Here is a 26632-nt window from a genome sequence, read left to right on the forward strand (position 1 = left end):
TCAATCTTCTCTCGGTCTCGATGGGGTGAGCGACTACCAGCGGTAGTGCGCGAAGGCCTTGTTCGACTCGGCCATCTTGTGGGTGTCCTCGCGCTTCTTGACAGCAGCGCCAAGACCGTTGGAGGCGTCGAGCAGCTCGTTCATGAGCCGCTCGGTCATCGTCTTCTCACGACGGGCACGGGAGTAACCGACGACCCAGCGCAGCGCGAGGGTGGCGGCACGACCGGGCTTGACCTCGATCGGCACCTGGTAGGTGGCGCCACCGACACGGCGGGACTTGACCTCGAGCGAGGGCTTGACGTTCTCAAGCGCGCGCTTCAGCGTGATGACCGGGTCAGCGCCGGTCTTCTCGCGGAGGCCTTCCATGGCGCCGTACACGATCCGCTCGGCGGTGGAACGCTTGCCGTTGAGCAGGATCTTGTTGATCAGCGAGGTGACAAGAGGAGAACCATAGACCGGGTCAATGATGACCGGGCGCTTCGGGGCGGGGCCCTTACGAGGCATTCTTACTTCTCCTTCTTGGCGCCGTAGCGGCTGCGGGCCTGCTTGCGGTTCTTGACACCCTGGGTGTCAAGGGAGCCGCGGATGATCTTGTAACGAACACCCGGCAGGTCCTTCACACGGCCACCACGCACGAGCACGATGGAGTGCTCCTGCAGGTTGTGTCCCTCACCCGGGATGTAGGCCGTGACCTCGATGCCGGAAGTCAGGCGCACACGTGCGACCTTCCGGAGCGCGGAGTTCGGCTTCTTCGGGGTGGTCGTGAACACACGCGTGCAGACGCCGCGGCGCTGGGGAGAACCCTCGAGCGCGGGCGTCTTGTTCTTCTCGACCTTGTCCTGCCGGCCCTTCCGGACCAGCTGCTGAATCGTAGGCACTACTTCTCCGGTTTCTGTGTGCCGTCGGTGAAACTAACCTGGAACATCGCCGACCCACGCGGTCGGGTGTGTCGAATGCTGCGGGCCACTGCCCTGAAGCGGTGGAAGCGCAGATCACGGTGGCCAAAGACGGACTCGCCGTGCGGTTGAGGACACGCACACGAGCCCAGGCACACCCCAGGCACAAGGTCTGAGCGTACCTACCTCATCGACTCCGGTCAAAACAAATGCTGTCCGCCGCGACACGCCGGGCCCGGCGCCCGGCTTGTCCTGACCCGTACGGGATGCCTCGGAGCCCCGTACAGGGCTCTCAGCGCCCTCAGGCGGTGCTTCACCACCGTACGCCTCACCCGGCCGGAGTGACGCATCGCACGCCGGAGGGCGGCCACCCCATGTACGGGATGACCGCCCTCCGGTCGTATCAAGCGACTCGCTTACTGGTTGTACGGACCGTAGTCGTAGTCCTCCAGCGGGACGGCCTGGCCGGAGCCGGTGCCGAACGGCGAGTAGTCGATGTCGTCGTAGCCGACGGCCGAGTACATCGCGGCCTTGGCCTCCTCGGTCGGCTCGACCCGGATGTTGCGGTAGCGGGACAGACCCGTACCGGCCGGGATGAGCTTACCGATGATGACGTTCTCCTTGAGGCCGATCAGGGAGTCGGACTTGGCGTTGATCGCCGCGTCCGTCAGGACCCTGGTCGTCTCCTGGAAGGAAGCCGCGGACAGCCACGACTCCGTCGCCAGCGAGGCCTTGGTGATACCCATCAGCTGCGGTCGGCCGGAGGCGGGGTGACCGCTCTCCTGGACCACACGACGGTTCTCGGTCTCGAACTTCGAGCGCTCGACGAGCTCGCCCGGCAGCAGCTCCGCGTCGCCGGACTCGATGATCGTCACACGGCGCAGCATCTGCCGGATGATGATCTCGATGTGCTTGTCGTGGATCGACACACCCTGCGAGTTGTAGACCTTCTGGACCTCGCCGACCAGGTGGACCTGGACCGCGCGCTGACCGAGGATCCGCAGCACGTCGTGCGGGTTGGTGGCACCCACGGTGAGCTTCTGGCCCACCTCGACGCGGTCGCCCTCGCCGACCAGCAGACGGGCGCGCTTGGAGATCGGGAAGGGGATCTCGTCGCTCCCGTCGTCCGGGGTGACGACGAGCTTCTTGGTCTTCTCGGTCTCCTCGATCCGGACCCGGCCTGCGGACTCCGAGATCGGGGCGACACCCTTGGGCGTACGGGCTTCGAAGAGCTCGACGACTCGGGGCAGACCCTGGGTGATGTCGTCACCGGCCACACCACCGGTGTGGAAGGTACGCATCGTCAGCTGGGTACCGGGCTCACCGATGGACTGGGCGGCGATGATGCCGACCGCCTCACCGATGTCGACCAGCTTGCCGGTGGCGAGCGAGCGTCCGTAGCAGAAGGCACAGGTGCCGACCGCGGACTCACAGGTCAGGACCGAGCGGGTCTTGACCTCCTCGACGCCGGCGCCCACCAGGGCGTCGATCAGGACGTCACCGAGGTCGACGTTGGCAGGCGCGATGACCTTGCCGTCGATGACGACGTCCTCGGCGAGCATGCGGGCGTAGACCGAGGTCTCGACGTCCTCCGTCTTGCGGAGCACGCCGTCGGCGCCCTTGACCGCGATCTTCAGCTTGAGGCCGCGGTCTGTGCCGCAGTCCTCCTCGCGAATGATCACGTCCTGCGAGACGTCCACCAGACGACGGGTCAGGTAACCCGAGTCGGCGGTACGCAGGGCGGTGTCCGCCAGACCCTTACGGGCACCGTGCGTGGAGATGAAGTACTCCAGGACGGTGAGGCCCTCACGGAAGGACGCCTTGATGGGACGAGGAATCGTCTCGTTCTTGGCGTTGGACACCAGACCACGCATACCGGCGATCTGACGCATCTGCATCATGTTTCCTCGGGCACCCGAGTCAACCATCATGAAGATGGGGTTCGTCTTGGGGAAGTTCGCGTTCATCGCCTCGGCAACCTCGTTGGTCGCCTTGGTCCAGATCGCGATGAGCTCCTGCGTGCGCTCGTCCTTGGTGATCAGACCGCGCTCGTACTGCTTCTGGACCTTCTCGTCCTGGTCCTCGTAGCCCTTGACGATGGCCTTCTTGGCCTCGGGCACGACGATGTCCGAAACGGCGACGGTGACGCCGGAACGGGTGGCCCAGTGGAAGCCCGCCGCCTTCAGGTTGTCGAGCGTCGCCGCCACGATGACCTTGGGGTAGCGCTCGGCGAGGTCGTTGACGATCTCGGAGAGCTGCTTCTTGCCGACCGAGTAGTCGACGAACGGGTAGTCCTCGGGCAGCAGCTCGTTGAAGAGCGCGCGGCCCAGGCTGGTGCGCAGCCGGAAAGTGTCACCCGGCTGGTACTCGGGCTCGCCCTCCTCGGCGACCGGCGGCACCCAGCCACGCGGCGGGATGGTGCCCACCGGGAAGCGGATGTCGACGGGCGACTGGAGCGCCAGCTCGCCGGCGTCGAACGCCATGATCGCCTCGGCCGTGGAGCCGAACGCGCGGCCCTCGCCCTTGGTGTCACGGAGCTCGCCGTCGGTGGTCAGGAAGAACAGACCCAGCACCATGTCCTGGGTCGGCATGGTGACGGGACGACCGTCGGCCGGCTTCAGGATGTTGTTCGAGGACAGCATCAGGATGCGGGCCTCGGCCTGCGCCTCCGCGGAGAGCGGCAGGTGCACGGCCATCTGGTCACCGTCGAAGTCCGCGTTGAACGCGGTGCAGACGAGCGGGTGGATCTGGATGGCCTTGCCCTCGACCAGCTGCGGCTCGAAGGCCTGGATGCCCAGGCGGTGCAGGGTGGGTGCACGGTTCAGCAGCACCGGGTGCTCGGCGATGACCTCTTCGAGGACGTCGTACACGACGGTGCGGCCACGCTCGACCATGCGCTTGGCCGACTTGATGTTCTGCGCGTGGTTCAGGTCCACCAGGCGCTTCATCACGAACGGCTTGAAGAGCTCCAGCGCCATGGCCTTCGGCAGACCGCACTGGTGCAGCTTGAGCTGCGGGCCGACGACGATCACGGAACGCGCGGAGTAGTCCACACGCTTGCCGAGAAGGTTCTGACGGAATCGACCCTGCTTGCCCTTCAGCATGTCGCTGAGGGACTTGAGCGGGCGGTTACCGGGACCGGTGACCGGGCGACCGCGGCGGCCGTTGTCGAACAGCGCGTCGACGGCCTCCTGCAGCATCCGCTTCTCGTTGTTCACGATGATCTCGGGGGCACCGAGGTCAAGGAGACGCTTGAGGCGGTTGTTGCGGTTGATCACGCGGCGGTACAGGTCGTTCAGGTCGGAGGTCGCGAAGCGGCCACCGTCCAGCTGCACCATCGGACGCAGGTCCGGCGGGATGACCGGCACGCAGTCGAGCACCATGCCCTTGGGCTTGTTGCTGGTCTGCAGGAACGCGGAGACGACCTTGAGGCGCTTGAGCGCACGGGTCTTCTTCTGGCCCTTGCCGGTACGGATGATCTCGCGGAGGCGCTCGGCCTCCTCGTCGAGGTCGAACGACTCGAGGCGCTTCTGCAGAGCAGCGGCACCCATGCAGCCGTCGAAGTACGTGCCGAAGCGGTCACGCAGCTCGCGGTAGAGCAGCTCGTCGCCCTCGAGGTCCTGGACCTTGAGGTTCTTGAAGCGGCTCCACACCTCGTCGAGGCGGTCGATCTCGCGCTGCGCACGGTCGCGCAGCTGCTTCATCTCGCGCTCGGCACCTTCGCGCACCTTGCGGCGCACGTCGGCCTTGGCGCCCTCGGCCTCGAGCTCGCCGAGGTCGGTCTCGAGCTTCTTGGCGCGGTTCTCGAGGTCCGAGTCACGACGGTTCTCGACCTGCTGGCGCTCGACGGAGACGTGCGCCTCCAGCGACGGGAGGTCGCGGGTACGGCGCTCCTCGTCGACGAACGTGATCATGTACGCGGCGAAGTAGATGACCTTCTCGAGGTCCTTCGGCGCGAGGTCCAGCAGGTAGCCCAGTCGCGACGGGACGCCCTTGAAGTACCAGATGTGGGTGACGGGAGCGGCAAGCTCGATGTGGCCCATGCGCTCACGGCGCACCTTGGCGCGAGTTACCTCGACGCCACAGCGCTCACAGATGATGCCCTTGAATCGGACACGCTTGTACTTGCCGCAGTAGCACTCCCAGTCCCGGGTCGGACCGAAGATCTTCTCGCAGAAGAGTCCGTCCTTTTCGGGCTTGAGCGTGCGGTAGTTGATGGTCTCCGGCTTCTTCACTTCGCCGTGGGACCAGGTCCGGATGTCGTCCGCGGTGGCAAGGCCGATCCGCAGCTCGTCGAAGAAGTTGACGTCGAGCACTTGTCGTCAATCCCTCTTTCGGGGGTTCGAGCCCCCTCGCTTCACGCGAGAAATCGGGGCACTTCAGCAATGGTCTGAACGGGTCCGGGGAGAGCCGGCCGGATCACAGGGATCCGGCCGGCCAACCCGTCAGACCTCTTCGACGCTGCTCGGCTCGCGCCGGGACAGGTCGATTCCGAGCTCCTCCGCCGCGCGGAAGACGTCCTCGTCCGTGTCGCGCATCTCGATGGACATGCCGTCCGAGGACAGCACCTCCACGTTGAGGCAGAGCGACTGCATTTCCTTGATGAGCACCTTGAAGGACTCGGGAATGCCGGGCTCGGGGATGTTCTCGCCCTTGACGATGGCCTCGTAGACCTTCACGCGGCCGGTCACGTCGTCGGACTTGATCGTCAGCAGCTCCTGGAGGGCGTAAGCGGCGCCATAAGCTTCAAGGGCCCACACCTCCATTTCACCGAAGCGCTGTCCACCGAACTGTGCCTTACCACCCAGCGGCTGCTGGGTGATCATGGAGTACGGACCCGTCGAACGAGCGTGGAGCTTGTCGTCGACGAGGTGGTGGAGCTTGAGGATGTACATGAAGCCGACCGAGACCGGCTCGGGGAACGGCTCGCCGGAGCGGCCGTCGAACAGGTTGGCCTTGCCCGAGGGCTGGACCAGCCGGTCGCCGTCGCGGTTCGGGATCGTGGCCTGGAAGAGGCCGGTGATCTCGTCCTCGCGGGCACCGTCGAAGACCGGGGTCGCGACGTTGGTGCCGGGGGCGACCTGGTCGGCGCCGATGGCCTGCAGGCGCTTGGCCCACTCGTCACCGAGGCCGGAGACGTCCCAGCCGCGGCTGGCGAGCCAGCCGAGGTGGATCTCCAGGACCTGTCCCGGGTTCATTCGGGACGGGACACCCAGCGGGTTGAGGATGATGTCGACCGGGGTGCCGTCCTCCAGGAACGGCATGTCCTCGATCGGCAGGATCTTCGAGATGACGCCCTTGTTGCCGTGACGGCCGGCGAGCTTGTCACCATCGGTGATCTTGCGCTTCTGCGCGACGTAGACGCGGACCAGCTGGTTCACGCCCGGCGGCAGCTCGTCGCCCTCTTCGCGGTCGAAGACGCGGACGCCGATGATCTTGCCGATCTCGCCGTGCGGCACCTTCAGCGAGGTGTCGCGCACCTCGCGCGCCTTCTCACCGAAGATCGCGCGGAGCAGGCGCTCCTCGGGGGTCAGCTCGGTCTCGCCCTTGGGCGTGACCTTGCCGACGAGGATGTCACCGGCCGTGACCTCGGCACCGATACGGATGATGCCGCGCTCGTCGAGGTCCGCGAGGACCTCTTCGGAGACGTTCGGGATGTCCCGGGTGATCTCCTCCGGGCCGAGCTTGGTGTCACGGGCGTCGACCTCGTGCTCCTCGATGTGGATCGAGGAGAGGACGTCGTCCTGCACGAGGCGCTGCGAAAGAATGATCGCGTCCTCGTAGTTGTGACCCTCCCACGGCATGAACGCCACGAGCAGGTTCTTACCGAGGGCCATCTCACCGTTCTCGGTGGCCGGACCGTCGGCGAGCACCTGCTCGGCGACCACCCGGTCGCCTTCGGCGACGACGACCTTCTGGTTGACCGAGGTGCCCTGGTTGGAGCGCATGAACTTCGCGATCCGGTACGTGGTGTACGTGCCGTCGTCGTTGGTCACGGTGATGTAGTCCGCGGAGACCTCCTGGACCACACCGTCCTTCTCGGCCTTCAGCACGTCACCGGCGTCGGTGGCGCAGCGGTACTCCATGCCGGTGCCGACGAGCGGGGCCTCCGACTTGATCAGCGGCACCGCCTGACGCATCATGTTCGCGCCCATGAGGGCACGGTTGGCGTCGTCGTGCTCCAGGAACGGGATCATCGCGGTGGCGACGGACACCATCTGGCGCGGCGAGACGTCCATGTAGTCGACTTCGGTGCCGGGCACGTAGTCGACCTCTCCGCCACGACGGCGGACCAGGACGCGGGGCTCGGTGAAGCGCAGTTCCTCGGAGAGCGTCGCGTTCGCCTGGGCGATGACGTAACGGTCTTCCTCGTCGGCCGTGATGTAGTCGACCTCGTCGGTGACCTGGCCGTCGACGACCTTGCGGTACGGCGTCTCGATGAAACCGAACGCGTTGACGCGTCCGTACGAGGCGAGCGAACCGATCAGACCGATGTTCGGGCCTTCAGGGGTCTCGATCGGGCACATGCGTCCGTAGTGGGACGGGTGCACGTCACGGACCTCGAAGCCGGCCCGCTCACGGGAGAGACCACCCGGGCCAAGCGCCGACAGGCGGCGCTTGTGGGTGAGACCCGACAGCGGGTTGTTCTGGTCCATGAACTGCGACAGCTGGCTGGTGCCGAAGAACTCCTTGATGGAGGCGACGACCGGCCGGATGTTGATCAGGGTCTGCGGCGTGATCGCCTCGACGTCCTGGGTCGTCATGCGCTCACGCACGACGCGCTCCATACGAGCCAGACCCGTACGGACCTGGTTCTGGATGAGCTCGCCGACGTTACGCAGACGACGGTTGCCGAAGTGGTCGATGTCGTCGGTCTCGACGACGATCGAACGGCCGGACTCGCCGACGGTCTCGGTCTCCCCGGCGTGCAGCTTCACCAGGTACTTGATGGTCGCGATGATGTCGTCGCTGGTGAGGACACCGGCGTCGAGCGGCTCATCCGCGCCGAGCTTCTTGTTCACCTTGTAGCGGCCGACCTTCGCGAGGTCGTAGCGCTTCGGGTTGAAGTAGAGGTTCTCGAGCAGCGTCTGAGCAGCCTCGCGCGTCGGCGGCTCGCCGGGACGCAGCTTGCGGTAGATGTCGAGCAGCGCGTCGTCCTGGCCCTGGGTGTGGTCCTTCTCCAGGGTGGCGCGCATGGACTCGTACTCGCCGAACTCCTCGAGGATCTGCTCGGTCGTCCAACCGAGAGCCTTCAGGAGAACAGTGACGGACTGCTTGCGCTTGCGGTCGATGCGGACACCGACCATGTCGCGCTTGTCGATCTCCATCTCCAGCCAGGCACCCCGGGAAGGGATGATCTTGGAGGAGAAGATGTCCTTGTCGGACGTCTTGTCGATCGACGAGTCGAAGTAGACACCCGGCGAGCGGACCAGCTGCGACACCACGACACGCTCGGTGCCGTTGATGACGAAGGTGCCCTTGTTGGTCATGAGCGGGAAATCGCCCATGAAGACCGTCTGGGACTTGATCTCGCCGGTCTCGTTGTTGGTGAACTCGGCCGTGACGAAGAGCGGGGCGGCGAACGTGAAGTCGCGCTCCTTGCACTCGTCGATCGAGTTCTTCGAGGGCTCGAAGCGGTGGTCGCGGAACGTAAGCGACATCGACCCGGAGAAGTCCTCGATCGGTGAAATCTCCTCGAAGATCTCCTCCAGGCCGGACTTGGTGGGGACGTCTTGTCCACTGTCCAGAGCAGCCTCGACGCGAGCCTTCCAGGCGGCATTACCGAGGAGCCAGTCAAAGCTCTCGGTCTGCAGCGCGAGGAGGTTCGGAACCTCGAGGGGCTCCTTGATCTTTGCAAAAGAGATGCGCAGCGGGGCGGTGCTGGCGCCGTTGTTCGTATTCGCGGTCGAGGCGTTGCGCGAGGCGGCCAAGAGGGGGTCCTTCCGAGGGCTCGGACTCACTACGCGCGTACCGGTCCCAAACTGGACACATGGGGAGTAGCCCTTCTCAGGGATGCTCGGTCCACGGCGTACAAGATTGGGTATGCCCCTGGTGACGGGCAGGAGGCAGCTAACAGGCAGCGCAAAGGGTCAGTGTAGCCAAGCGGCACACTGATGTCCAGTCGGGGTTCTCAGAGACCCACGTTGCTTGCAACAGCTGTTCTCAACACCTATGTCTAGCCCTGCATAGCCCTGCATGAGCTGCGCTCTTCTTTACTGCCCTCTTCGCCGTCGATCCATGCCTCGGATCCGGATCGATGTGGCGACGCGCTTTGAGAATTGCGCGCCTCGTGCGGTTCGTCAAGGCCCCCCAGCCGGGTCAAGGCCCCGGGACCCGGATACGCCGCCCCCGCACGCCTGTCCGCACTCCTTACGAGAGGCGCACGGCGAAGATCACCATACTCGTCGGCACGGGAAGAGCAAGGCACCCGCCACGGGTACGCCGAAAGGCGACCACCCGAACGGGTGATCGCCTTTCGCGATGTGACGTCCGTGCCTCGCGGCACGGGGTCCAGACGAGTCAGAAGACTCGCAGGGTCACTTGACCTCGACGGAGGCGCCGGCGGCCTTGAGGGACTCGGCAGCCTTGTCAGCGGCCTCCTTGGCGACCTTCTCGAGGACGGGCTTCGGGGCGCCGTCCACGAGGTCCTTGGCCTCCTTGAGGCCCAGCGAGGTCAGCTCACGCACGACCTTGATGACCTGGATCTTCTTCTCGCCGGCACCCGTGAGGACGACGTCGAACTCGTCCTGCTCCTCGGGAGCGTCAGCGACGGCACCCGGGCCGGCCGGGCCGGCAACGGCGACCGCGGCGGCGGCGGTGACGTCGAACTTCTCCTCGAACGCCTTGACGAACTCGGAGAGCTCGATGAGGGTGAGCTCCTCGAACTGGGCGAGCAGGTCTTCCTGGCTGAGCTTCGCCATGATGGGCGATCCTTCCACTAATTCGGCTGGTGCCGGGTGTATATGAAGGCGGGCGTACGTTCGACCCGCTGCGACCGTCGCCCTAGCGGGCGGCGATCAATGTGCGAGCCGAATTACTCGGCACCGCCCTGCTCGGCCTTCTTGGCACGAAGCGCCTCCGCGGTGCGGACGAACTTCGACGGCAGAGCCTGGAAGAGCTGCGCAGTCTGCGTCTGCTTGCCCTTCATGGCACCGGCCAGCTTGGCGAGCAGAACCTCGCGGGACTCGAGGTCCGCGAGCTTCTTGATCTCATCGGCGGACAGCGCCTTACCGTCAAGGACACCGCCCTTGATGATGAGGTTGGGGTTGTCCTTGGCGAAGTCACGAAGACCCTTCGCCGACTCCACCGGGTCACCGGTGACGAAGGCAACCGCCGTCGGACCTGCGAACAGGTCGTCCAGCGTGTCGATCCCGGCCTCGTTGGCCGCAATCTTGGTCAGCGTGTTCTTCACCACGGCGTACTGGGCGTTCTCACCGAGCGAACGGCGCAGCTGCTTGAGCTGTGCCACGGTGAGACCCCGGTACTCGGTCAGCACGGCGGCGTTCGAGCTGCGGAACTGCTCCGCGAGCTCGGCTACCGCGGCAGCCTTGTCGGGCCTTGCCATGAGCGTCGGCCTCCTTCCGGGTGATGAGGACCGCTCAGAAGGGGCCGGGAAAGACGAAACGCCCCGGCACAGGTGCCAGGGCGTAGCTCGACCGCACGAAGTCCGGGAGCTTTCCACAGTCACCTGCGCAGGTCGTCCGTATTTTACGGATCCTTCGGTTGCCGTTCCCCCTTGCGGGAGTGCGACAACGACCAGCGGTCTTTGGCTTCTGCAGAAGAGTACGCGACCGGGGTCGCGCCGAGCAAATCCGTCCCTCTTCGTGCGCTGCGGGAGGTTTAGGACGCGCCCGCGGTCGCACCCTGCTGCTGCTTCAGCAGCTCCTTGAACTCGATCGTCTCGCCGGCCGGCGGCCGCTCGACCGAGACCTTGGTCCCGTAGTCGCTGTAGAACATGGTCGAGTTGAGCTCGCCGGTCTTCATCTGTCCGCGCTCGGTCTTCTTGACCAGCAGGTCGTTCCCGTCGACCCAGATGTCGATCTTCTCGGTCGTGATCCCGGCGTCGCCGAGCTGCTTCTTGAGCGCGGTGAGCTGCTCGGCGTCGAGCTTGGAGTTCTTGGCGGTCAGCTCAGCGACGTCGACCGTGCCGGAGTAGTGGGTGGCGGTGACTCCCCGGACGTTCTCCTTGCCGACCTTCTTCACGTCGCCGGAGGCCAGCAGCCCCTTCACGCCCTCGCCGGGGCTGGTGTTCTGCATCTGCTCCTGCATGGCGGCGCCCGAGGCTCCCCCGAGGGCGGCCAGCTCCTCGTAGGAGTAGCTGATCCAGTGCTTGCCGCCGGTCTGCTTGGCCAGGGCCGCGCCCATGTCCGCCGCGTAGCCGTCCTTGAAGTAGCGGGCCTGCATCGAGCCGTCGCTGCCGAGCTGCTTCATCGAGTCGGCCATGTCGCCGCCCGTGTACGTGATCTTCATGGCGCCGGTGATGCCGTCGGACCAGTCCAGGGCCCCCGACTGCTTCATGGCCATCGTCGAGCCCATGGTGGTGGTGCCCTCCACCTTGGCCGAGCTCGCCGCGCCGGTCTTCTTCTGCACGGTGAGCAGTGCGGCGACCGGGTCGGCGTTCACCACCGAGCCGCCGTGGCCGGCGCCCTTGCCGCTGTCGTCCTTGTCCGGTCCGCCGCAGGCCGCGACCGACGTCAACGCCGCGGCCACCGCCACACACAGACCCACGCGCCGTACGGTACTGGTCCTCATGTCCGCTCCCCACCCCTGATTCCGACTGCCGGAGCCCTCACGCTAGCCGACGGCTCCGACAGCCACTGGTCCGTACATACGAGGACGGGCCCCGCACCTCGAAAGGTTGCGGGGCCCGTCAATGTCACACGTGACGCGGCGTTCCGGTGAGCGCGAGGGCTCAGACGGAGGCCGGGTCCTCCTCGACGAGGAGGTTACGGGTGCGGTTGGAGTCCAGCGGGATGCCGGGGCCCATCGTGGTGGCCAGCGTGGCCTTCTTGATGTAGCGGCCCTTGGCGGCGGACGGCTTCAGACGGAGGATCTCGTCCAGCGCCGCTGCGTAGTTCTCCACCAGCTTGGTCTCGTCGAACGAGGTCTTGCCGATGATGAAGTGCAGGTTCGAGTGCTTGTCGACGCGGAACTCGATCTTGCCGCCCTTGATGTCGTTGACAGCCTTCACGACATCGGGGGTGACGGTGCCGGTCTTCGGGTTCGGCATCAGACCACGCGGACCGAGCACGCGGCCGAGGCGGCCGACCTTGCCCATGAGGTCCGGGGTCGCGACGACGGCGTCGAAGTCCAGACGGCCCTTCGCCACCTCGTCGATGAGCTCGTCGGCGCCGACGATGTCGGCGCCCGCGGCTTCCGCGGCCGCAGCACGGTCACCGGTCGCGAAGACCAGGACCCGGGCGGTCTTGCCGGTGCCGTGCGGGAGGTTCACGGTGCCACGGACCATCTGGTCGGCCTTGCGAGGGTCAACACCCAGGGCAAACGCGACCTCGACGGTGCTGTCGAACTTCGTGGAGGCGGTGTCCTTGGCGATACGGACGGCCTCGAGCGGGGCGTAGTTGCGCGCCCGGTCGATCTTGGCGTCCGCAGCGCGGAGGTTCTTGCTGCGCTTCACTTCTACTCCTGTGGTTTCAGAGTGTGGAGTCGTGGTGCGGACCAGCGCTTGGTCCTACCACTGAGGGGGTGGGGCTGAATCAGCCTTCGACCGTGATGCCCATGGAACGGGCGGTGCCGGCGATGATCTTCGACGCGGCGTCGAGGTCATTGGCGTTCAGGTCGGGGAGCTTCGTCGTGGCGATCTCGCGGACCTGGGCAGCCGTCAGCTTGGCAACCTTGGTCTTGTGCGGCTCGCCGGAGCCCTTGTCCACACCCGCGGCCTTGAGGATCAGCTTGGCGGCCGGCGGAGTCTTGGTGATGAAGGTGAAGGAACGGTCGTCGTAGACCGTGATCTCCACCGGCACGACCATGCCACGCTGCGACTCGGTCGCGGCGTTGTAGGCCTTGCAGAACTCCATGATGTTGACGCCGTGCTGGCCCAGTGCGGGGCCGACCGGCGGTGCCGGGTTGGCCGCACCGGCGTTGATCTGGAGCTTGATAAGCCCCGTGACCTTCTTCTTCTTGGGAGGCATGTGCTCTCTCCGGGTCCTAGTGAGAGTTTTCGCCGTCATCCGGTCATCCGGATGCAGGCATACCGCACAACGATAACGGGTATAGCTGCGCGACCAAAAACCGAGCAGGTCAGACCGGCTTTGACAGCCGTTCTGACCTGCTCGGTAGGCATGTGTCCAGAAGCTGGTGGGCGCCCGCTCGGGGCAGCCGCTAGTTCTTCTGGATCTGGTCGAAGCTGAGCTCGACCGGCGTCTCGCGGCCGAAGATCTCGACGAGGCCCTTGACCTTCTTCGAGTCGGCGTTGATCTCGTTGATCGTCGCCTGCAGCGTCGCGAACGGGCCGTCGGTGACGGTGACGGAGTCGCCCACCTCGAAGTCCAGCACCTGGACCTCGACCTTGCGGGACGGAGCCGGCTTGCCCTCGGCCTCGGCGGCCTCACGGGCGGCCTTCTCCTCGGCCTCCGGCGCGAGCATCTTGACGATCTCGTCCAGGGTCAGCGGGTACGGGTCGTAGGCGTTGCCCACGAAGCCGGTGACACCGGGGGTGTTGCGCACGACGCCCCAGGACTCGTTCGTCAGGTCCATGCGCACCAGGACGTAACCCGGGAGCTTGTTCTGCCGGACGTTCTTGCGCTCGCCGTTCTTGATCTGGACGATTTCCTCCTCAGGCACCTCGGCCTGATAGATGAACTCCTCCACGTTCAGCGAGACGGCGCGCTGCTCCAGGTTGGCCTTCACACGCTTCTCGTAGCCGGCGTACGTGTGGATGACGTACCACTCGCCCGGCAGGCCGCGCAGTTCCTCGCGCAGCGCCGTGACGGCGTCGACGGGGGCGGCCGGCTCGGCCTCTTCCTCGGCCTCGTCGGCGGACGCGTCCGCCTCGGCGGCCTCGTCGTCGGCGGTCTCGATCTCGGCCTCGACCTCGGCGTCGTCGGCGGCTGCGATCTCGGCCTCGACCTCGGCGTCATCGGTAGCCACGGCCTCGTCGGCGGACTCGGTGTGCACTGCGGCCTGCTCGGCGGGCTCGCCCGCGGCGGCGTCGGCAGCTTCAGCCTGGTCCGGCTCCACAGCGTCCGCCGCCTCGACGATGTCGAGCTCGTCCTCGGCGGACTCGAAGGCGCCCGCCGTCGGCTCGACGGCGTCGTTCAGGTTCGGGTCAGACACGGTGGCTGCTTCTTCCTGGATACAAATGGGTGGAACATGCGAAAGGGGCGCCCATGAGGCGCCCTCCGCGGGATCAGCCGAAGACGTACTTGATGACCCGCTGGAATCCGAAGTCAATCACGGTAACAAGACCGATCATGACAACTACGAACACAATCACCACGGAGGTGTATGTCGTCAGCTGGTTGCGAGTCGGCCAGACCACCTTGCGGAGCTCGGCCACGATCTGGCGGTAGAAGAGCGCGAGACGGCCCAGAGGGCCCTTCTTGCCGCGCTTACCGCCCTTCCGGGTCTTCTTCTTCGACTCGGGGACTTCATCCTCGGCATCAGGCATGTCGATGGAGCCCACGGCGTCCGTCACGCTTCTCACCTGATTCCGGGTCATGGCCGTGCCGCGCCCGGTGGAGCCGCACGGCGATGCATTGAAGTACGTACATGCGCACACATCCTGGCGAAGGAGTGTGTAGCAGGGCCGGAGGGACTTGAACCCCCAACCGCTGGTTTTGGAGACCAGTGCTCTACCAATTGAGCTACGACCCTTTGTGGTTTCCACCAACCTACCGCATGTTCCCGGATGCCCCGGGTGCAGGAACGGTGCGGCTGGTGAAGGCCAACGACAGGTGAGTGTACGTGCTCAGCGGCCCGGCGTCGAACAGATAGCTCCCGACCGTTCTTGTCGGATGCTGTCCGGTTGTCTGTCCGCATGCTGTCCAAGTGCTGTCCGGTCCCTGAAACCCCTGTGCCGCCGGGGAATACGGTCTGGGAGCATGGGGGGCATGAGCGCTGCTACTTCTCCCTCCGAGCGCCGGGTCTCCGCCCGCATCGGTGCAATCTCCGAGTCCGCCACCCTCGCCGTCGACGCCAAGGCCAAGGCCCTCAAGGCCGCCGGCCGTCCGGTGATCGGCTTCGGTGCCGGCGAACCCGACTTCCCGACCCCCGGCTACGTCGTCGATGCCGCGGTCGAGGCCTGCCGCAACCCGAAGTACCACCGCTACACCCCGGCAGGCGGGCTCCCCGAGCTCAAGGCCGCCATTGCAGAGAAGACGCTGCGCGACTCCGGCTACGAGGTCGACGCCTCCCAGATCCTGGTGACCAACGGCGGCAAGCAGGCCATCTACGAGGCCTTCGCCGCGATCCTCGACCCGGGCGACGAGGTCATCGTCCCGGCGCCGTACTGGACCACCTACCCCGAGTCGATCCGCCTCGCCGGCGGCGTCCCGGTGGACGTCGTCGCCGACGAGACCACCGGCTACCGCGTCTCCGTGGAGCAGCTGGAGGCGGCCCGTACCGAGCGTACGAAGGTCGTCCTCTTCGTCTCCCCGTCCAACCCGACGGGTGCGGTCTACAGCGAGGCCGACGCCGAGGCGATCGGCCGCTGGGCCGTCGAGCACGGCCTGTGGGTGATGACCGACGAGATCTACGAGCACCTGGTCTACGGGGACGCGAAGTTCACCTCGCTCCCCGCGATCGTGCCCGAGCTGCGGGACAAGTGCATCGTGGTCAACGGAGTCGCCAAGACGTATGCGATGACCGGCTGGCGCGTGGGCTGGATCGTCGGCCCCAAGGACGTCGTGAAGGCCGCGACCAACCTGCAGTCGCACGCCACGTCCAACGTCTCCAACGTCGCCCAGATCGCCGCGCTGGCCGCCGTCTCCGGGAACCTGGACGCGGTCGCCGAGATGCGCACCGCCTTCGACCGGCGCCGGCAGACCATCGTGCGGATGCTCAACGAGATCGACGGCGTGCTGTGCCCGGTGCCCGAGGGCGCGTTCTACGCGTACCCCTCGGTGAAGGACCTGCTCGGCAAGGAGATCCGCGGCAAGCGTCCGGCCACCTCGGTCGAGCTGGCCGCGCTGATCCTGGACGAGGCCGAGGTCGCGGTCGTACCGGGCGAGGCCTTCGGTACGCCGGGCTACCTGCGCCTGTCCTACGCGCTGGGCGACGACGACCTCGTCGAGGGCGTCTCGCGGCTCCAGAAGCTGCTGGGCGAGGCCAAGGCGTAGTCGTACCCGCCGACCAGTGAGCGACCCCCGGCTTCGGCCGGGGGTCGCTTTCTCGTTCGCTTTCCTGTTCGGTGGGCAACTCGATGGGGAAAGCGGCTACCGCGACACCCGGTCGGTGCGGCAGGATCTTGGAATGGAGCGTGATGTACGGCTGTTGCCCAAGGCCCACCTGCACTTGCATTTCACCGGGTCGATGCGGCCCACGACGCTGCTCGAACTCGCCGACAAGTACGGTGTGCGGCTGCCGGAGGCGCTGACCGGCGGCGAGCCTCCGCAGCTGCGCGCGACGGACGAGCGCGGCTGGTTCCGCTTCCAGCGGCTCTACGACATCGCCAGATCCTGCCTGCGGTCGCCGGAGGACATCCAGCGGCTGGTGCGCGAGGCCGCCCAGGAGGACGTGTCGGACGGCTCGGGCTGGCTGGAGATCCAGGTCGACCCCACCTCGTACGCGCCGCTGCTCGGCGGCTCATCCCGGCGATCGAGATCATCCTGGACGCGGTGGACAGCGCGTCGCGCGAGACCGGGCTGCCGATCCGGCTGGTCATCGCGGCGAACCGGATGAAGCACCCGCTGGACGCCAGGACCCTGGCGCGGCTCGCGGTGCGGTACGCGGACCGGGGCGTCGTCGGATTCGGCCTCTCCAACGACGAGCGGCGCGGCATGGCCCGCGACTTCGACCGTGCCTTCGCCATCGCCAGGGAGGGCGGCCTGCTGGCGGCCCCGCACGGCGGTGAGCTGTCCGGGCCTTCGAGTGTCCGCGACTGCCTGGACGACCTGGACGCGTCCCGGGTCGGGCACGGCGTACGGGCCGCCGAGGACCCGCGGCTGCTGCGCATGCTGGCGGAGCGCGGGATCACGTGCGAGGTGTGCCCGGCGTCGAACGTGGCGCTCGGCGTCTACGAGAAGCCGTCCGACGTACCGTTGCGCACCCTGTTCGAGGCCGGTGTGCCGATGGCGCTCGGCGCGGACGACCCGCTGCTCTTCGGCTCCCGGCTGGCCGCGCAGTACGACCTGGTGCGGCGCCATCACGCGTTCACGGACGAGGAGCTGGCGGAGCTGGCGCGCCAGTCGGTGCGGGGTTCGGCGGCGCCGGACGCGGTGCGGGCGGAGCTCCTGGCGGGCGTGGACGACTGGCTGGCCAAGCCGGTGGACTGACGTCGCCGGTCCGGTGGACGCCGAGGCGGACCGGGTCGGGTGACCGCCGGCCGGGCCCGGCCCGCTATCCGATCCCGCGCAGCAGCGCCCGGGCCACTGACGCGGCGAACTCGTCGAGCGACTGCGGCGGCCGCCCGTCCTCGGTGGCCTCGTAGGCGAATGCCCGCTGTGCGCACGCCCCCAGCAGCAGGGAAGCGGCCGCGTACGTGTCGGCGTCGGCCCGCACCCGGCCTGCGGACTGCTCGGCGCGCAGATACGCGTCCACGCCACGGATCGGCTGGTGGGGGCCGGTGCCCAGCTCCCGCATCACCGCGTTGTGACGGCTCTTGAGCCTCGGCTCGGCATACAGGGATGCCGCGATCGGGAAGCTCTGCTCGTAGAACAGGGCTGCCTCGTGGGCGATCTCGGTGAGGTTCTGCTCAACCGTCCGCTCCCCCTCCCCCGGGTGGGCGATCAGCCGCTTCAGGATTCCGTCGACCTTGGGGAGCCGTTCCTTCAGCACCACCACGAACAGTTCCTCCTTGCTCGGGAAGTGCTTGTAGAGCGCGGCCTCCGAGCAGCCGGCGGCCTTGGCGATCTCCTTGGTGGTGGCCCGGGCCAGGCCGATGGTGAGCATCAGCTGGTGGGCGGCGTCGATGATGCGGGCGCGGGCCGGCTTCTGCTCCATGTGCACTCCAACGAAGCTTGACGAGAGGTGAGTATCCGCTCACTCTAGAGGTGAGTGAATACTTACCCACCAGAGGAGGGTGCCGCAATGAGACTCACAGTGTTCGGCGCGACAGGCGGTATCGGGCAGGAGATCGTCCGCCAGGCAGTGGCGGCGGGTCACGACGTGACGGCGGTGGTGCGTGATCCGGCGCGGCTGCCGGTCCCGCTCTCCGACGTGACGGTCCACACGGCGGCCCGGATCGATGACCCGGAGGCGCTGCGCGAGGCGGTCGCGGGCAGGGACGCGGTGCTCTCGGGCCTGGGCTCACGGGGCCGGAAGGCCGGCGGGGTCGCCGAGCGGCTGACCCGCGGCGTGCTGGCGGCGATGGAGGCCGAAGGGGCCCGGCGGCTGCTCGTGGTGAGCGCGGCCCCGGTCGCGCCGAAGCCGGCGGACGACCCGCTGCTCGACCGCATGATGCTTTCGGCGATCGGCGCGATCCTCAAGGAGGTCTACGCGGACCTCACCGCGATGGAGGCCGCACTCGCCGCATCCGCGACGGACTGGACGTCCGTACGGCCCCCGAAGCTCACCAACGGGCCGCTGACCGGTACGTACCGGACGGTCCACGGCAGCAATCCGCGCAGCGGCCGGTCCATCTCCCGGGCCGATGTGGCGCACGCGATGCTGGCGCTGATCGACGACCCTGCGGCGGTGAAGCAGGGCGTGGGTGTGGCGTACTGAGGGGCGGCCCCGTGCCGGCTCCCCTACAGGGCCACGCCCACGGTCACCGGTTCGTTGACGAGGGTGACACCGAAGGCCTCGTGGACCCCGGCGACGACCTCGCGGGCCAGGGCCAGCAGGTCCTCGGTGCTCGCGGCGCCCCGGTTGGTGAGGGCGAGGGTGTGCTTGGTGGAGATGCGGGCCGGACCGGTGCCGTACCCCTTGGTGAATCCGGCCCGGTCGATGAGCCAGGCCGCCGAGGTCTTGGTGCCTCCCTCGCCCGAAGGGAAGGCGGGGGGCGTCACGTCAGGTCCGAGCCGGTCCGTCACCCGGGCGAGGAACGCCTCGAACTGCTCCCGGTCCAGGATCGGGTTGGTGAAGAACGAGCCGGCCGACCAGGTGTCGTGGTCCTCCGGGTCGAGGACCATGCCCTTGCCGGCCCGCAGCCTCAGCACGGTCTCGCGAGCGGCCGCGGCGCGCACGCGCTCGCCCTCCTGGACGCCCATGGCGTGGGCCGTTTCGGGGTACTTGAGGGGCGCGGACAGACCGCCCGCCTCTTCCAGCTCGAAGCGGACACGCAGCACCACGAACCGGTCGGGCTCGGCCTTGAAGCGGCTGTGCCGGTAGGAGAAGGCGCACTCGGAGTTCGGGATGGTGACCGTCTCGTGGGTGTGCCGGTCGTAGGCGACGACCTCCGTGATGGTGGACGACACCTCCTGCCCGTACGCCCCGACGTTCTGGATCGGTGTCGCGCCGGCGGAGCCCGGAATCCCGGCCAGGCATTCGAGCCCGGCCAGGCCGGCCTCCACGCTGCGGGTGACGGCGTCCGTCCACACCTCTCCGGCGGCCAGTTCGAGCGTCGTGCCGTCGAGCACGAAGCCCTTGGTCGCGATGCGCAGGGCGGTGCCGTCGAAGCCCTTGTCGCCGATGACCAGATTGCTGCCGCCGCCGATGACCAGCAGCGGGGTGCCGCTGTCGTCGGCCGCGCGCACGGCCTCGACCACTTCGGCGTCGGTCGTCGCGGTGAGGAGGCGGGTGGCGGGGCCGCCGAGCCGGAAGGTGGTCAGGGGGGCGAGGGGCGCGTCGTGGAGTTCCTGCACGGGGACAAGAGTACGGTCCGCTCCCCCGCCGTCATGGCGGGGCCGCGGACCGTATCGGCGTGACATTCCCTCAGGCGGATACAGGGACCCGCACCTCGGCCAGGTCGGCCTCCTGCGCCGGCGTGCTGCGGCGGCGCGGGATCAGCAGCGCGACCAGCGCGGCGAGCGCCACCACTCCGGCGCCGATCCAGACCGCGGGAACGGTCCCGTCCGTGAAGGACTGCGCGGTGCGGTACCCGCCCTGCGAGGAGAAGACCGTGGCCAGCACGGCGACCCCGAGGGCGCCGCCGACCTCGCGGAGCGCGTTGTTGGCGCCGGAGGCGATGCCCTGTTCGCCGGGGCGGACGCTGGACATCACCAGGCTGGCCGCGGGGGCGAAGTACAGGGCCATGCCGACGCCGCCGACGATCAGGCCGGGCAGCTGCGAGGCGTAGGAGGCGTCGGGCGCGAGGGCCATGGCGAACAGGCCGAGACCGGCGGCCTGGAGGGCGAGCCCGGTCACGACCACCGGGCGGCCGCCGAAGCGGTCGGCGAGTATCCCGGCGATGGGCGCCACCAGCATCGGCATCCCCGTCCAGGGCAGCATCCGCAGACCGGCCTCGGTGGGCGAGTAGCCCAGGACACCCTGGAGGTACTGACTGAGCAGGAAGATCGAACCGAACATCCCGAAGAACATCAGCAGGCTGGCCATGTTGATCCCGAAGAACGCCCGGTCCTTGAACAGGCGCATGGGCAGCATCGGGTTCTTGGCGTGGAAGCCGTGGTGGACGAACCCGCCGATGAGGGCGCTGCCGGCGATCAGGGCCGTCAGGATGGTGGGGCTGGTCCAGCCGTCGGAGTTGGCGTTGACCAGGCCGTAGACGATCCCGAAGAGCCCGCCGCTGACCAGGAGGGTGCCGGGCACGTCGAGCCGGGAGTCGGGTGCGTACGACTCGGCCAGGCGCAGTCGGGCGAGCGGGAGCAGGAGCAGACCGATCGGGACGTTCAGCCAGAAGATCCACTGCCAGGACAGGTGCTCGGTGAGGCTCCCGCCGATCAGCGGGCCGCTGGCCACCGCCAGTCCGGTCGCGGCCCCGAAGATGCCCAGCGCGGCGCCCCGGCGGGCGGGCGGCACGGCGGCCGTGAGCAGGGTGAGCGTCAGCGGCATCATGATCGCCGCGCCCACACCCTGGACCGCGCGGAAGGCGATGAGTTCGTTGATCCCGGGCGAGAGGGCGGCCGCGGCGGACGCGCCGGTGAAGACGCCGAGCCCGATGGTGAAGAGCCGGCGCCGGCCGAACCTGTCACCGAGGGAGGCGCCGAACATCAGCAGCACGGCGAAGGTGAGGGTGTACGCGTTCACCGTCCACACGAGCTCTTCCGGTTCGCCGCCCAGGCTCTCGCGGATGGACGGCAGGGCGGTGGTGACGACGAGGTTGTCGAGCGCCGCCATGAAGCCGGCCACGCTGGTGATGACTAGGGCCCAGACCGCTCCCGAGCGGCCTTTCGTGTGCTGGTCCACTGCTCCCCCTGGGGGTTAGTTATTGATGACTAACTTTTCTGGGCAGAAAACTGGGCCGAACCCGGCCCGGGTGGCGCCGGTCAGACGGGCGGCCTGGCCGAGTCGTAGAACCTGGACCAGATCCGGTGTTCCGCCGGGTAGCCGAGCGAGGTCAGGGTGTTGACGAGCATGCCGTAGGCGAGGAACGTGGTCGCCTCGTTGGGATCGGCACCGAGCGTGAGGGCGATGTCGTCGAACATCTGCAACCAGCCGGCCCGCAGCGTCTCACCGAACTCGTGATCCCCGGCCGCCTCCGCCGCCGCGACGGCCGCGTACATCTGCATCTGCATCAGCAGCCGGTCGGGGTCGTCAATGATCAGGCGCTGATAAGCCGCGGCCATCGCATGCAGCGCCTCATCACCTTCGAGCCCTTCCGCGGCATCCGCGAAGACCTTGCGGGTGTCCACCAGGCAGCGCTCGGCGGCAGCCAGGAACATGGCCTGCTTGTTGGAGAAGAGACGGAAGAGATAGGGCTGCGAGACACCCACCCGCCTGGCGATCGCCTCGGTGGACGTGGCGTTGTACCCGCCACGGGCGAATTCGGTGATCGCCGCACGGATGACGCTCTCGCGCCGCTCGTCTGCACTCATCCTTGCCATGCGGCTAAGTTAGTACTCAATCACTAACTTAGCAAGCGGTGTGCTGCCACTGCCCAGGAGTACGACCTCCGGGGGCATGCCGACCGTCCAGAAGCACGACCCCCGGGGGACGTAACCCCGCCCCCCGGGGCCTGCTCCCGCCGACGCGTAAGGGGCACAGCCCCATGGACCATGCCCCTTACGCGAGTACTCCACGGCGTCAGCCGAGCTGCACCACGGCGCGGGACATGCCCAGCACCTTCTTGTCGTCGCTCATCACCGTCAGGTCGACCCGCACCCGCTTGTCGTCCAGCAGGACGGCCACCTTGCCGCTGACCTCGATCAGCGTGCCCTTGTCGTCGTTGGGCACGACGACCGGCTTGGTGAACCGCACGCCGTACTCGACGACCGCGCCCGGATCGCCGGCCCAGTCGGTGACCACCCGGATCGCCTCGGCCATCGTGAACATGCCGTGCGCGATCACGTCCGGCAGTCCGACCTCGCGGGCGAACTTCTCGTTCCAGTGGATCGGGTTGAAGTCACCGGAGGCGCCGGCGTACTGCACCAGCGTCGCCCGGGTGACCGGGAAGGACTGCGCCGGCAGCTCCGTACCGACCTCGACCGACTCGTAAGACACCTTCGCCGTCATCACGCCTCCTCGGCGCCGCGCGCCACCAGCTTCGTCCACGCCGTCACGACATGCTCGCCGGACTCGTCGTGGACCTCGCCGCGGACGTCCAGGATGTCGTTGCCCGCCATGGACTTGACGGCCTCGATCGTCGAGGTGACCGTCAGCCGGTCCCCCGCCCGCACCGGACGGACGTACTCGAACCGCTGGTCGCCGTGCACGACCCGGCTGTAGTCCAGGCCCAGCTGGGGGTCCTGCACGACCTGCCCCGCGGCCTTGAAGGTGATCGAGAAGACGAACGTGGGCGGCGCGATCACATCGCTGTGACCGAGGGCCCTGGCCGCCTCGGGGTCGACGTACGCGGGATTGGCGTCGCCCACCGCCTCGGCGAACTCTCGGATCTTCTCCCGGCCGACCTCGTACGGCGGGGTGGGCGGATAGGTCCGCCCCACGAAGGACTGGTCGAGCGCCATGAGCTCGCAACCTCCTGATGAAAGACGAATGGGCCGACGTGCAGCCCCAATACAACGACACGAGGCCGCCCCCAATGGGGACGGCCTCGTGTACGAGCCTGATTCAGCGCGTTTCGCGGTGCGCAGTGTGCGAGTTGCAGCGCGGGCAATGCTTCTTCATCTCAAGACGGTCCGGGTTGTTACGCCGGTTCTTCTTGGTGATGTAGTTCCGCTCCTTGCACTCCACGCAGGCCAGCGTGATCTTCGGGCGGACGTCGGTGGCAGCCACGTGAGTGCTCCTTGGACGGACGGTGGACGGATGAACGCAAAAAAAGAGTAGCCGATCGGAGGACCGACCCCACAATCGGCTACTGTTAGTAGCGGTGACCGGACTTGAACCGGTGACACAGCGATTATGAGCCGCTTGCTCTACCGACTGAGCTACACCGCTTTGATGATGAGTCTCCCCGCCGAAGCGGGGATTCCCGATCACCAGAGCCCCAATGCGGAATCGAACCGCAGACCTTCTCCTTACCATGGAGACGCTCTACCGACTGAGCTATTGGGGCGAGCGATGAAGACATTACACGGTCGGTCGCCGATCGCCCAAATCCGTTTCGGGGCCCCGTCCCGAGCCCTTGATCGGGACCGCTCGGAACCCTTGATCAACCGCCCACCCGGGCCTTGATCAGCGGTTCGGCAACACCTCGGCCACCTCCTGTCCCAGCCGTGCACCCGACTCCCTCACACCCCATCGGACCGCACCGATATGACTATTCGGCTCCTCCTCGAACCGGACAGGGCGCACCCATAGGCTCGACTCACTCTGCGTGATCTTGCCCCCCTCCCTGGAGCGCGATGCCCGACAGCCAGCCGCGGCAGCCAGACGACCACGCCGCCGACGCGGCCAGCAGCCCGGAGAGCTCCGCGCTGACGCTGTGCGGCGCCCGTCTCACCGACGGCCGCATCGTGGACGTACGGCTCGGCGGCGTCCGCATCGAGGCCGTCGGTACGGCGGGCAGCCTCGTCGCACCCGGCGCCCGCGTCGACCTGCGCGGCCATCTCCTGCTCCCCGCACCGGCCGAGCCGCACGCCCACAGCGACACCGCGCTCACCGCCGACGGCGCCGGACCCGGCGCCCCGGGACCGGCCTCACAACGCCCCGAGGACATCCAGCGACGCGCCACAGAGGCCGCGTTGCTGCAGCTCGGCCACGGCGCGACCGCGCTGCGCTCGCACGTACGGATCGGCGACGTCCAGGGCCTCACCGCCCTCGAAGCCGTCCTGCAGGCCCGCCGCTCGCTGCGCGGGCTGGCCGATCTGACCCCGGTCGCCGTCCCCCGGCTGCTCACCGGCGTCGCGGGCGCCGACGGCCTGGCCATGCTCCGCGACGCGGTGAAGATGGGGGCCGGGGCGGTCGGCGGCTGTCCCGACCTGGATCCGGACCCGACGGGATACGCCGAAGCCGTCCTGGAGATCGCCGCCGAGCACGGCTGCCCCGTCGATCTGCACACGGACAGTGACGACCCCGCCCGGCTGGCCCGGCTCGCGGCCATGGCGGGCGGGCTGCGGCAAGGAGTCTCCCTGGGCCCCTGCGCCGGCCTCTCGCGGCTCTCCGGGGAAGCCGCCGGTCGCGCGGCCGACCAGCTCGCCGCGGCCGGGGTGACGGTGATCTGCCTGCCCCAGGGCGGCTGCTGCGGGGTGGAGCGCCGGGGCACCGCCCCCGTACGGCTGCTGCGCGCGGCCGGGGTGCGGGTCGCGGCGGGCAGCGGGGCGTTGCGCGATCTCGCCAATCCGGTGGGACGCGGCGACCCGCTGGAAGCGGCCTTCCTGCTGGCCTCGCAGAGCGGGTTGCGGCCCGAGCACGCCTACGAAGCGGTGTCCGCGGAGGCCAGGCGCGCGATGGGGCTGCCCGAGGTGCGGGTCGAGGCGGGGTTCCCGGCCGAGCTGCTCGCCGTGCGCGGCGAACAGCTCGCGGGGGTGCTCTCGCTCGCGTACAGCCGGATCGTGGTGCACCGCGGCCGGGTGGTCGCCCGGACCAGCGCGGTGCGGGAGTACTGCGACTCGGAGACCGGCGGCGGGCCCGGGCTGCCCCGCCAGGGTCGGCCGGATCCCGGCCCCGGCGGCGGGCCCTGAGCGCGCCGCGGGGCGCTCCGGCGTACCGTCGTGACCATGCGCATTGTCATCGCAGGTGGACATGGTCAGATCGCGCTGCGGCTGGAGCGGCTGCTCGCTGCACGCGGGGATGAAGCGGCGGGCATCATCCGCAATCCCGAACAGAGCGACGATCTCCGGGCAGTAGGTGCCGAACCCGTGGTCCTGGACCTCGAATCGGCCACCGTGGAGGAGACCGCGGAGGTCCTGCGCGGCGCCACCGCGGCGGTCTTCGCGGCCGGCGCCGGCCCCAACAGCGGCACGGGCCGCAAGGACACGGTGGACCGTGGGGCCGCGGTGCTCTTCGCGGACGCGGCGGAACGGGCCGGGGTACGGCGCTATGTCGTGGTCTCGTCCATGGGAGCCGACCCGGACCACCCCGGCGACGAAGTGTTCGACGTGTACCTGCGGGCCAAGGGCGCGGCGGACGCGTACGTGCGCTCCCGGACGGCGCTCGACTGGACGATCCTGCGCCCCGGCATGCTGACCAACGACGCGGGCACCGGCCAGGTGCTGCTCGCCGCGTCGACCGGCCGAGGCCCGGTGCCGCGCGACGACGTGGCGGCGGTACTCCTGGAGCTGCTGGACACCCCGGCGACGGCGGGGCTGACCCTGGAGCTCATCTCGGGCAACGTCCCGGTGATGGTCGCGGTGAAGGACGTCGCGGGGAACTGAACCGAACTCGTGCCGCGCGACGTGCCGGGCGCCCGGCACGTCGCGGCACACCAGAGAAGGCCCCCTGAGACGGGGGCCTTGCCATGTGGCGGCGCCTGGGTTCGAAGCCGGGGTGACCCCGCGAAGGGTCCCCGCGAGCCGCGATGAGTCCTGCCGTGTCCGGCGGTCATACCGTCGAGCCCGTATCCGAGGAGGACTTCTGATGCGCAGCGTGACCTATTCGATGAACGTCTCACTCGACGGCTACATCGTCGGCCCGGACGGCAGCTTCGACTGGTCGGCCCCGACGACGGGGTCTTTCGCTTCTGGATCGACGATATGCGGAAGATCGGCGTCCACCTGTTGGGACGACGGCTGTACGAGACGATGCTGTACTGGGAGACCGCCGACCAGAATCCAGAACTCGACGACGCAGATCGCGAGTGGATCGCACTCTGGAACCCGCTCCCGAAGGTGGTGTTCTCCACCACGCTGTCGGCGGTGCAGGGCAATGCCCGCCTGGCCTCCGGCGGCCTGGCGGAGGAGATCGAGCGGTTGCGGGCCGAGCCGGGCGAGGGCGACATCGCGATCGGCGGCGCGACTCTCGCCGCCGAGGCCGCCGCACTGGGCCTGATCGACGAGTACCAGGCCATGGTCTACCCGGTACTGGTCGGCGGCGGCATCCCGTTCTTCCCCCAGAACGAGAGCCGGGTGGATCTCGAACTCGTCGAGACCCGCGCCTTCAGCTCGAAGTTCGTCCACCTCCGCTACCGCGTGGTGCGTTAGCCGCTACCTCGCTACCGCGTGGCG

At 68.0% G+C, this 26632-nt stretch carries 22 protein-coding genes, 3 tRNA genes and 2 pseudogenes; 6 read left to right on the plus strand and 21 right to left on the minus strand.

Annotation, left to right across the window (positions count from 1 at the left end):
* Positions 1–33: 33 nt before the first annotated feature.
* The 12 genes from rpsG to LNW71_RS11830 form a co-directional block, all read right to left on the minus strand.
* On the minus strand, positions 34–504 hold the full coding sequence (rpsG, locus tag LNW71_RS11775) for a 30S ribosomal protein S7 (RefSeq protein WP_014047773.1): 471 nt from the start codon (positions 502–504) through the stop codon (positions 34–36).
* Positions 505–506: 2 nt separating this feature from the next.
* Positions 507–878, minus strand: coding sequence for a 30S ribosomal protein S12 (gene rpsL, locus LNW71_RS11780; protein WP_003948652.1), 372 nt, complete (start codon positions 876–878; stop codon positions 507–509).
* Between the two features lie 434 nt (positions 879–1312).
* On the minus strand, positions 1313–5212 hold the full coding sequence (locus LNW71_RS11785) for a DNA-directed RNA polymerase subunit beta' (RefSeq protein WP_250968198.1): 3900 nt from the start codon (positions 5210–5212) through the stop codon (positions 1313–1315).
* A gap of 129 nt (positions 5213–5341) precedes the next feature.
* The gene (gene rpoB, locus LNW71_RS11790) at positions 5342–8827 is read right to left on the minus strand and encodes a DNA-directed RNA polymerase subunit beta (protein WP_250968199.1); all 3486 of its coding nucleotides are present in this window, start codon (positions 8825–8827) and stop codon (positions 5342–5344) included.
* Between the two features lie 606 nt (positions 8828–9433).
* Positions 9434–9817, minus strand: a complete 384-nt coding sequence (rplL, locus tag LNW71_RS11795) for a 50S ribosomal protein L7/L12 (protein ID WP_250968200.1) — start codon at positions 9815–9817, stop codon at positions 9434–9436.
* Positions 9818–9930: 113 nt separating this feature from the next.
* Entirely contained in the window at positions 9931–10461 is a 531-nt protein-coding gene (gene rplJ / locus LNW71_RS11800) for a 50S ribosomal protein L10 (protein ID WP_250968201.1), read from the minus strand.
* 275 nt (positions 10462–10736) lie between these two features.
* A complete protein-coding gene (locus LNW71_RS11805) occupies positions 10737–11648 on the minus strand; it encodes a hypothetical protein (protein WP_250968202.1) in 912 nt (303 codons plus the stop codon).
* A 160-nt stretch (positions 11649–11808) separates the two neighbouring features.
* Positions 11809–12531 carry a 50S ribosomal protein L1 gene (gene rplA / locus LNW71_RS11810; protein ID WP_123461041.1) on the minus strand — a complete coding sequence of 241 codons (723 nt, stop codon included), beginning with the start codon at positions 12529–12531 and terminating at the stop codon, positions 11809–11811.
* 79 nt (positions 12532–12610) lie between these two features.
* Positions 12611–13045 (minus strand): 50S ribosomal protein L11, encoded by a 435-nt coding sequence (gene rplK / locus LNW71_RS11815; RefSeq protein ID WP_024494105.1) that lies wholly within the window; start codon positions 13043–13045, stop codon positions 12611–12613.
* Between the two features lie 190 nt (positions 13046–13235).
* Complete coding sequence (gene nusG, locus LNW71_RS11820) at positions 13236–14189, minus strand: transcription termination/antitermination protein NusG (protein ID WP_250968203.1); 954 nt, start codon at positions 14187–14189, stop codon at positions 13236–13238.
* 73 nt (positions 14190–14262) lie between these two features.
* Positions 14263–14550, minus strand: a complete 288-nt coding sequence (secE, locus tag LNW71_RS11825) for a preprotein translocase subunit SecE (protein ID WP_073732696.1) — start codon at positions 14548–14550, stop codon at positions 14263–14265.
* Between the two features lie 106 nt (positions 14551–14656).
* Positions 14657–14729: transfer RNA gene (locus LNW71_RS11830), tRNA-Trp, on the minus strand.
* Positions 14730–14965: 236 nt separating this feature from the next.
* Between LNW71_RS11830 and LNW71_RS11835 the strand changes: the two genes are divergently transcribed.
* Positions 14966–16192 carry a pyridoxal phosphate-dependent aminotransferase gene (locus tag LNW71_RS11835; protein WP_250968204.1) on the plus strand — a complete coding sequence of 409 codons (1227 nt, stop codon included), beginning with the start codon at positions 14966–14968 and terminating at the stop codon, positions 16190–16192.
* A 133-nt stretch (positions 16193–16325) separates the two neighbouring features.
* Positions 16326–17347, plus strand: a pseudogene (locus LNW71_RS11840) (adenosine deaminase).
* A gap of 64 nt (positions 17348–17411) precedes the next feature.
* Here LNW71_RS11840 and LNW71_RS11845 read toward each other — a convergent pair.
* Positions 17412–18014, minus strand: a complete 603-nt coding sequence (locus tag LNW71_RS11845; RefSeq protein ID WP_250968205.1) for a TetR/AcrR family transcriptional regulator — start codon at positions 18012–18014, stop codon at positions 17412–17414.
* 87 nt (positions 18015–18101) lie between these two features.
* Between LNW71_RS11845 and LNW71_RS11850 the strand changes: the two genes are divergently transcribed.
* Complete coding sequence (locus tag LNW71_RS11850) at positions 18102–18737, plus strand: NAD(P)H-binding protein (RefSeq protein ID WP_250968206.1); 636 nt, start codon at positions 18102–18104, stop codon at positions 18735–18737.
* 23 nt (positions 18738–18760) lie between these two features.
* On the opposite strand, the gene LNW71_RS11855 is transcribed toward LNW71_RS11850, so the two are convergent.
* The 8 genes from LNW71_RS11855 to LNW71_RS11890 form a co-directional block, all read right to left on the minus strand.
* A complete protein-coding gene (locus LNW71_RS11855) occupies positions 18761–19816 on the minus strand; it encodes a UDP-N-acetylmuramate dehydrogenase (protein ID WP_250968207.1) in 1056 nt (351 codons plus the stop codon).
* Positions 19817–19886: 70 nt separating this feature from the next.
* The gene (locus tag LNW71_RS11860; protein ID WP_250968208.1) at positions 19887–21317 is read right to left on the minus strand and encodes an MFS transporter; all 1431 of its coding nucleotides are present in this window, start codon (positions 21315–21317) and stop codon (positions 19887–19889) included.
* 80 nt (positions 21318–21397) lie between these two features.
* Positions 21398–21946: a TetR/AcrR family transcriptional regulator gene (locus LNW71_RS11865; protein WP_250971972.1), complete on the minus strand. Its 549-nt coding sequence runs from the start codon at positions 21944–21946 to the stop codon at positions 21398–21400.
* Between the two features lie 208 nt (positions 21947–22154).
* Positions 22155–22583 (minus strand): MaoC family dehydratase, encoded by a 429-nt coding sequence (locus LNW71_RS11870; RefSeq protein WP_250968209.1) that lies wholly within the window; start codon positions 22581–22583, stop codon positions 22155–22157.
* Positions 22583–23035 (minus strand): MaoC family dehydratase N-terminal domain-containing protein, encoded by a 453-nt coding sequence (locus LNW71_RS11875; protein WP_250968210.1) that lies wholly within the window; start codon positions 23033–23035, stop codon positions 22583–22585. Before LNW71_RS11875 ends, LNW71_RS11870 begins: the two co-directional genes overlap by 1 nt.
* A gap of 103 nt (positions 23036–23138) precedes the next feature.
* On the minus strand, positions 23139–23303 hold the full coding sequence (gene rpmG / locus LNW71_RS11880) for a 50S ribosomal protein L33 (protein ID WP_003956487.1): 165 nt from the start codon (positions 23301–23303) through the stop codon (positions 23139–23141).
* Positions 23304–23392: 89 nt separating this feature from the next.
* A tRNA-Met gene (locus LNW71_RS11885) sits at positions 23393–23465 on the minus strand.
* Between the two features lie 45 nt (positions 23466–23510).
* Positions 23511–23583 (minus strand) — tRNA-Thr (locus LNW71_RS11890).
* A gap of 289 nt (positions 23584–23872) precedes the next feature.
* Between LNW71_RS11890 and LNW71_RS11895 the strand changes: the two genes are divergently transcribed.
* From LNW71_RS11895 to LNW71_RS11905, 3 genes and pseudogenes are all read left to right on the plus strand, one after another.
* Positions 23873–25150 (plus strand): amidohydrolase family protein, encoded by a 1278-nt coding sequence (locus LNW71_RS11895; RefSeq protein ID WP_250968211.1) that lies wholly within the window; start codon positions 23873–23875, stop codon positions 25148–25150.
* 36 nt (positions 25151–25186) lie between these two features.
* Entirely contained in the window at positions 25187–25843 is a 657-nt protein-coding gene (locus LNW71_RS11900; RefSeq protein ID WP_250968212.1) for an SDR family oxidoreductase, read from the plus strand.
* A 202-nt stretch (positions 25844–26045) separates the two neighbouring features.
* A pseudogene (locus tag LNW71_RS11905) lies at positions 26046–26608 on the plus strand (dihydrofolate reductase family protein).
* Positions 26609–26632 lie beyond the last annotated feature (24 nt).

The sequence above is a fragment of the Streptomyces sp. RKAG290 genome (assembly GCF_023701695.1).
Lineage (GTDB): Bacteria > Actinomycetota > Actinomycetes > Streptomycetales > Streptomycetaceae > Streptomyces.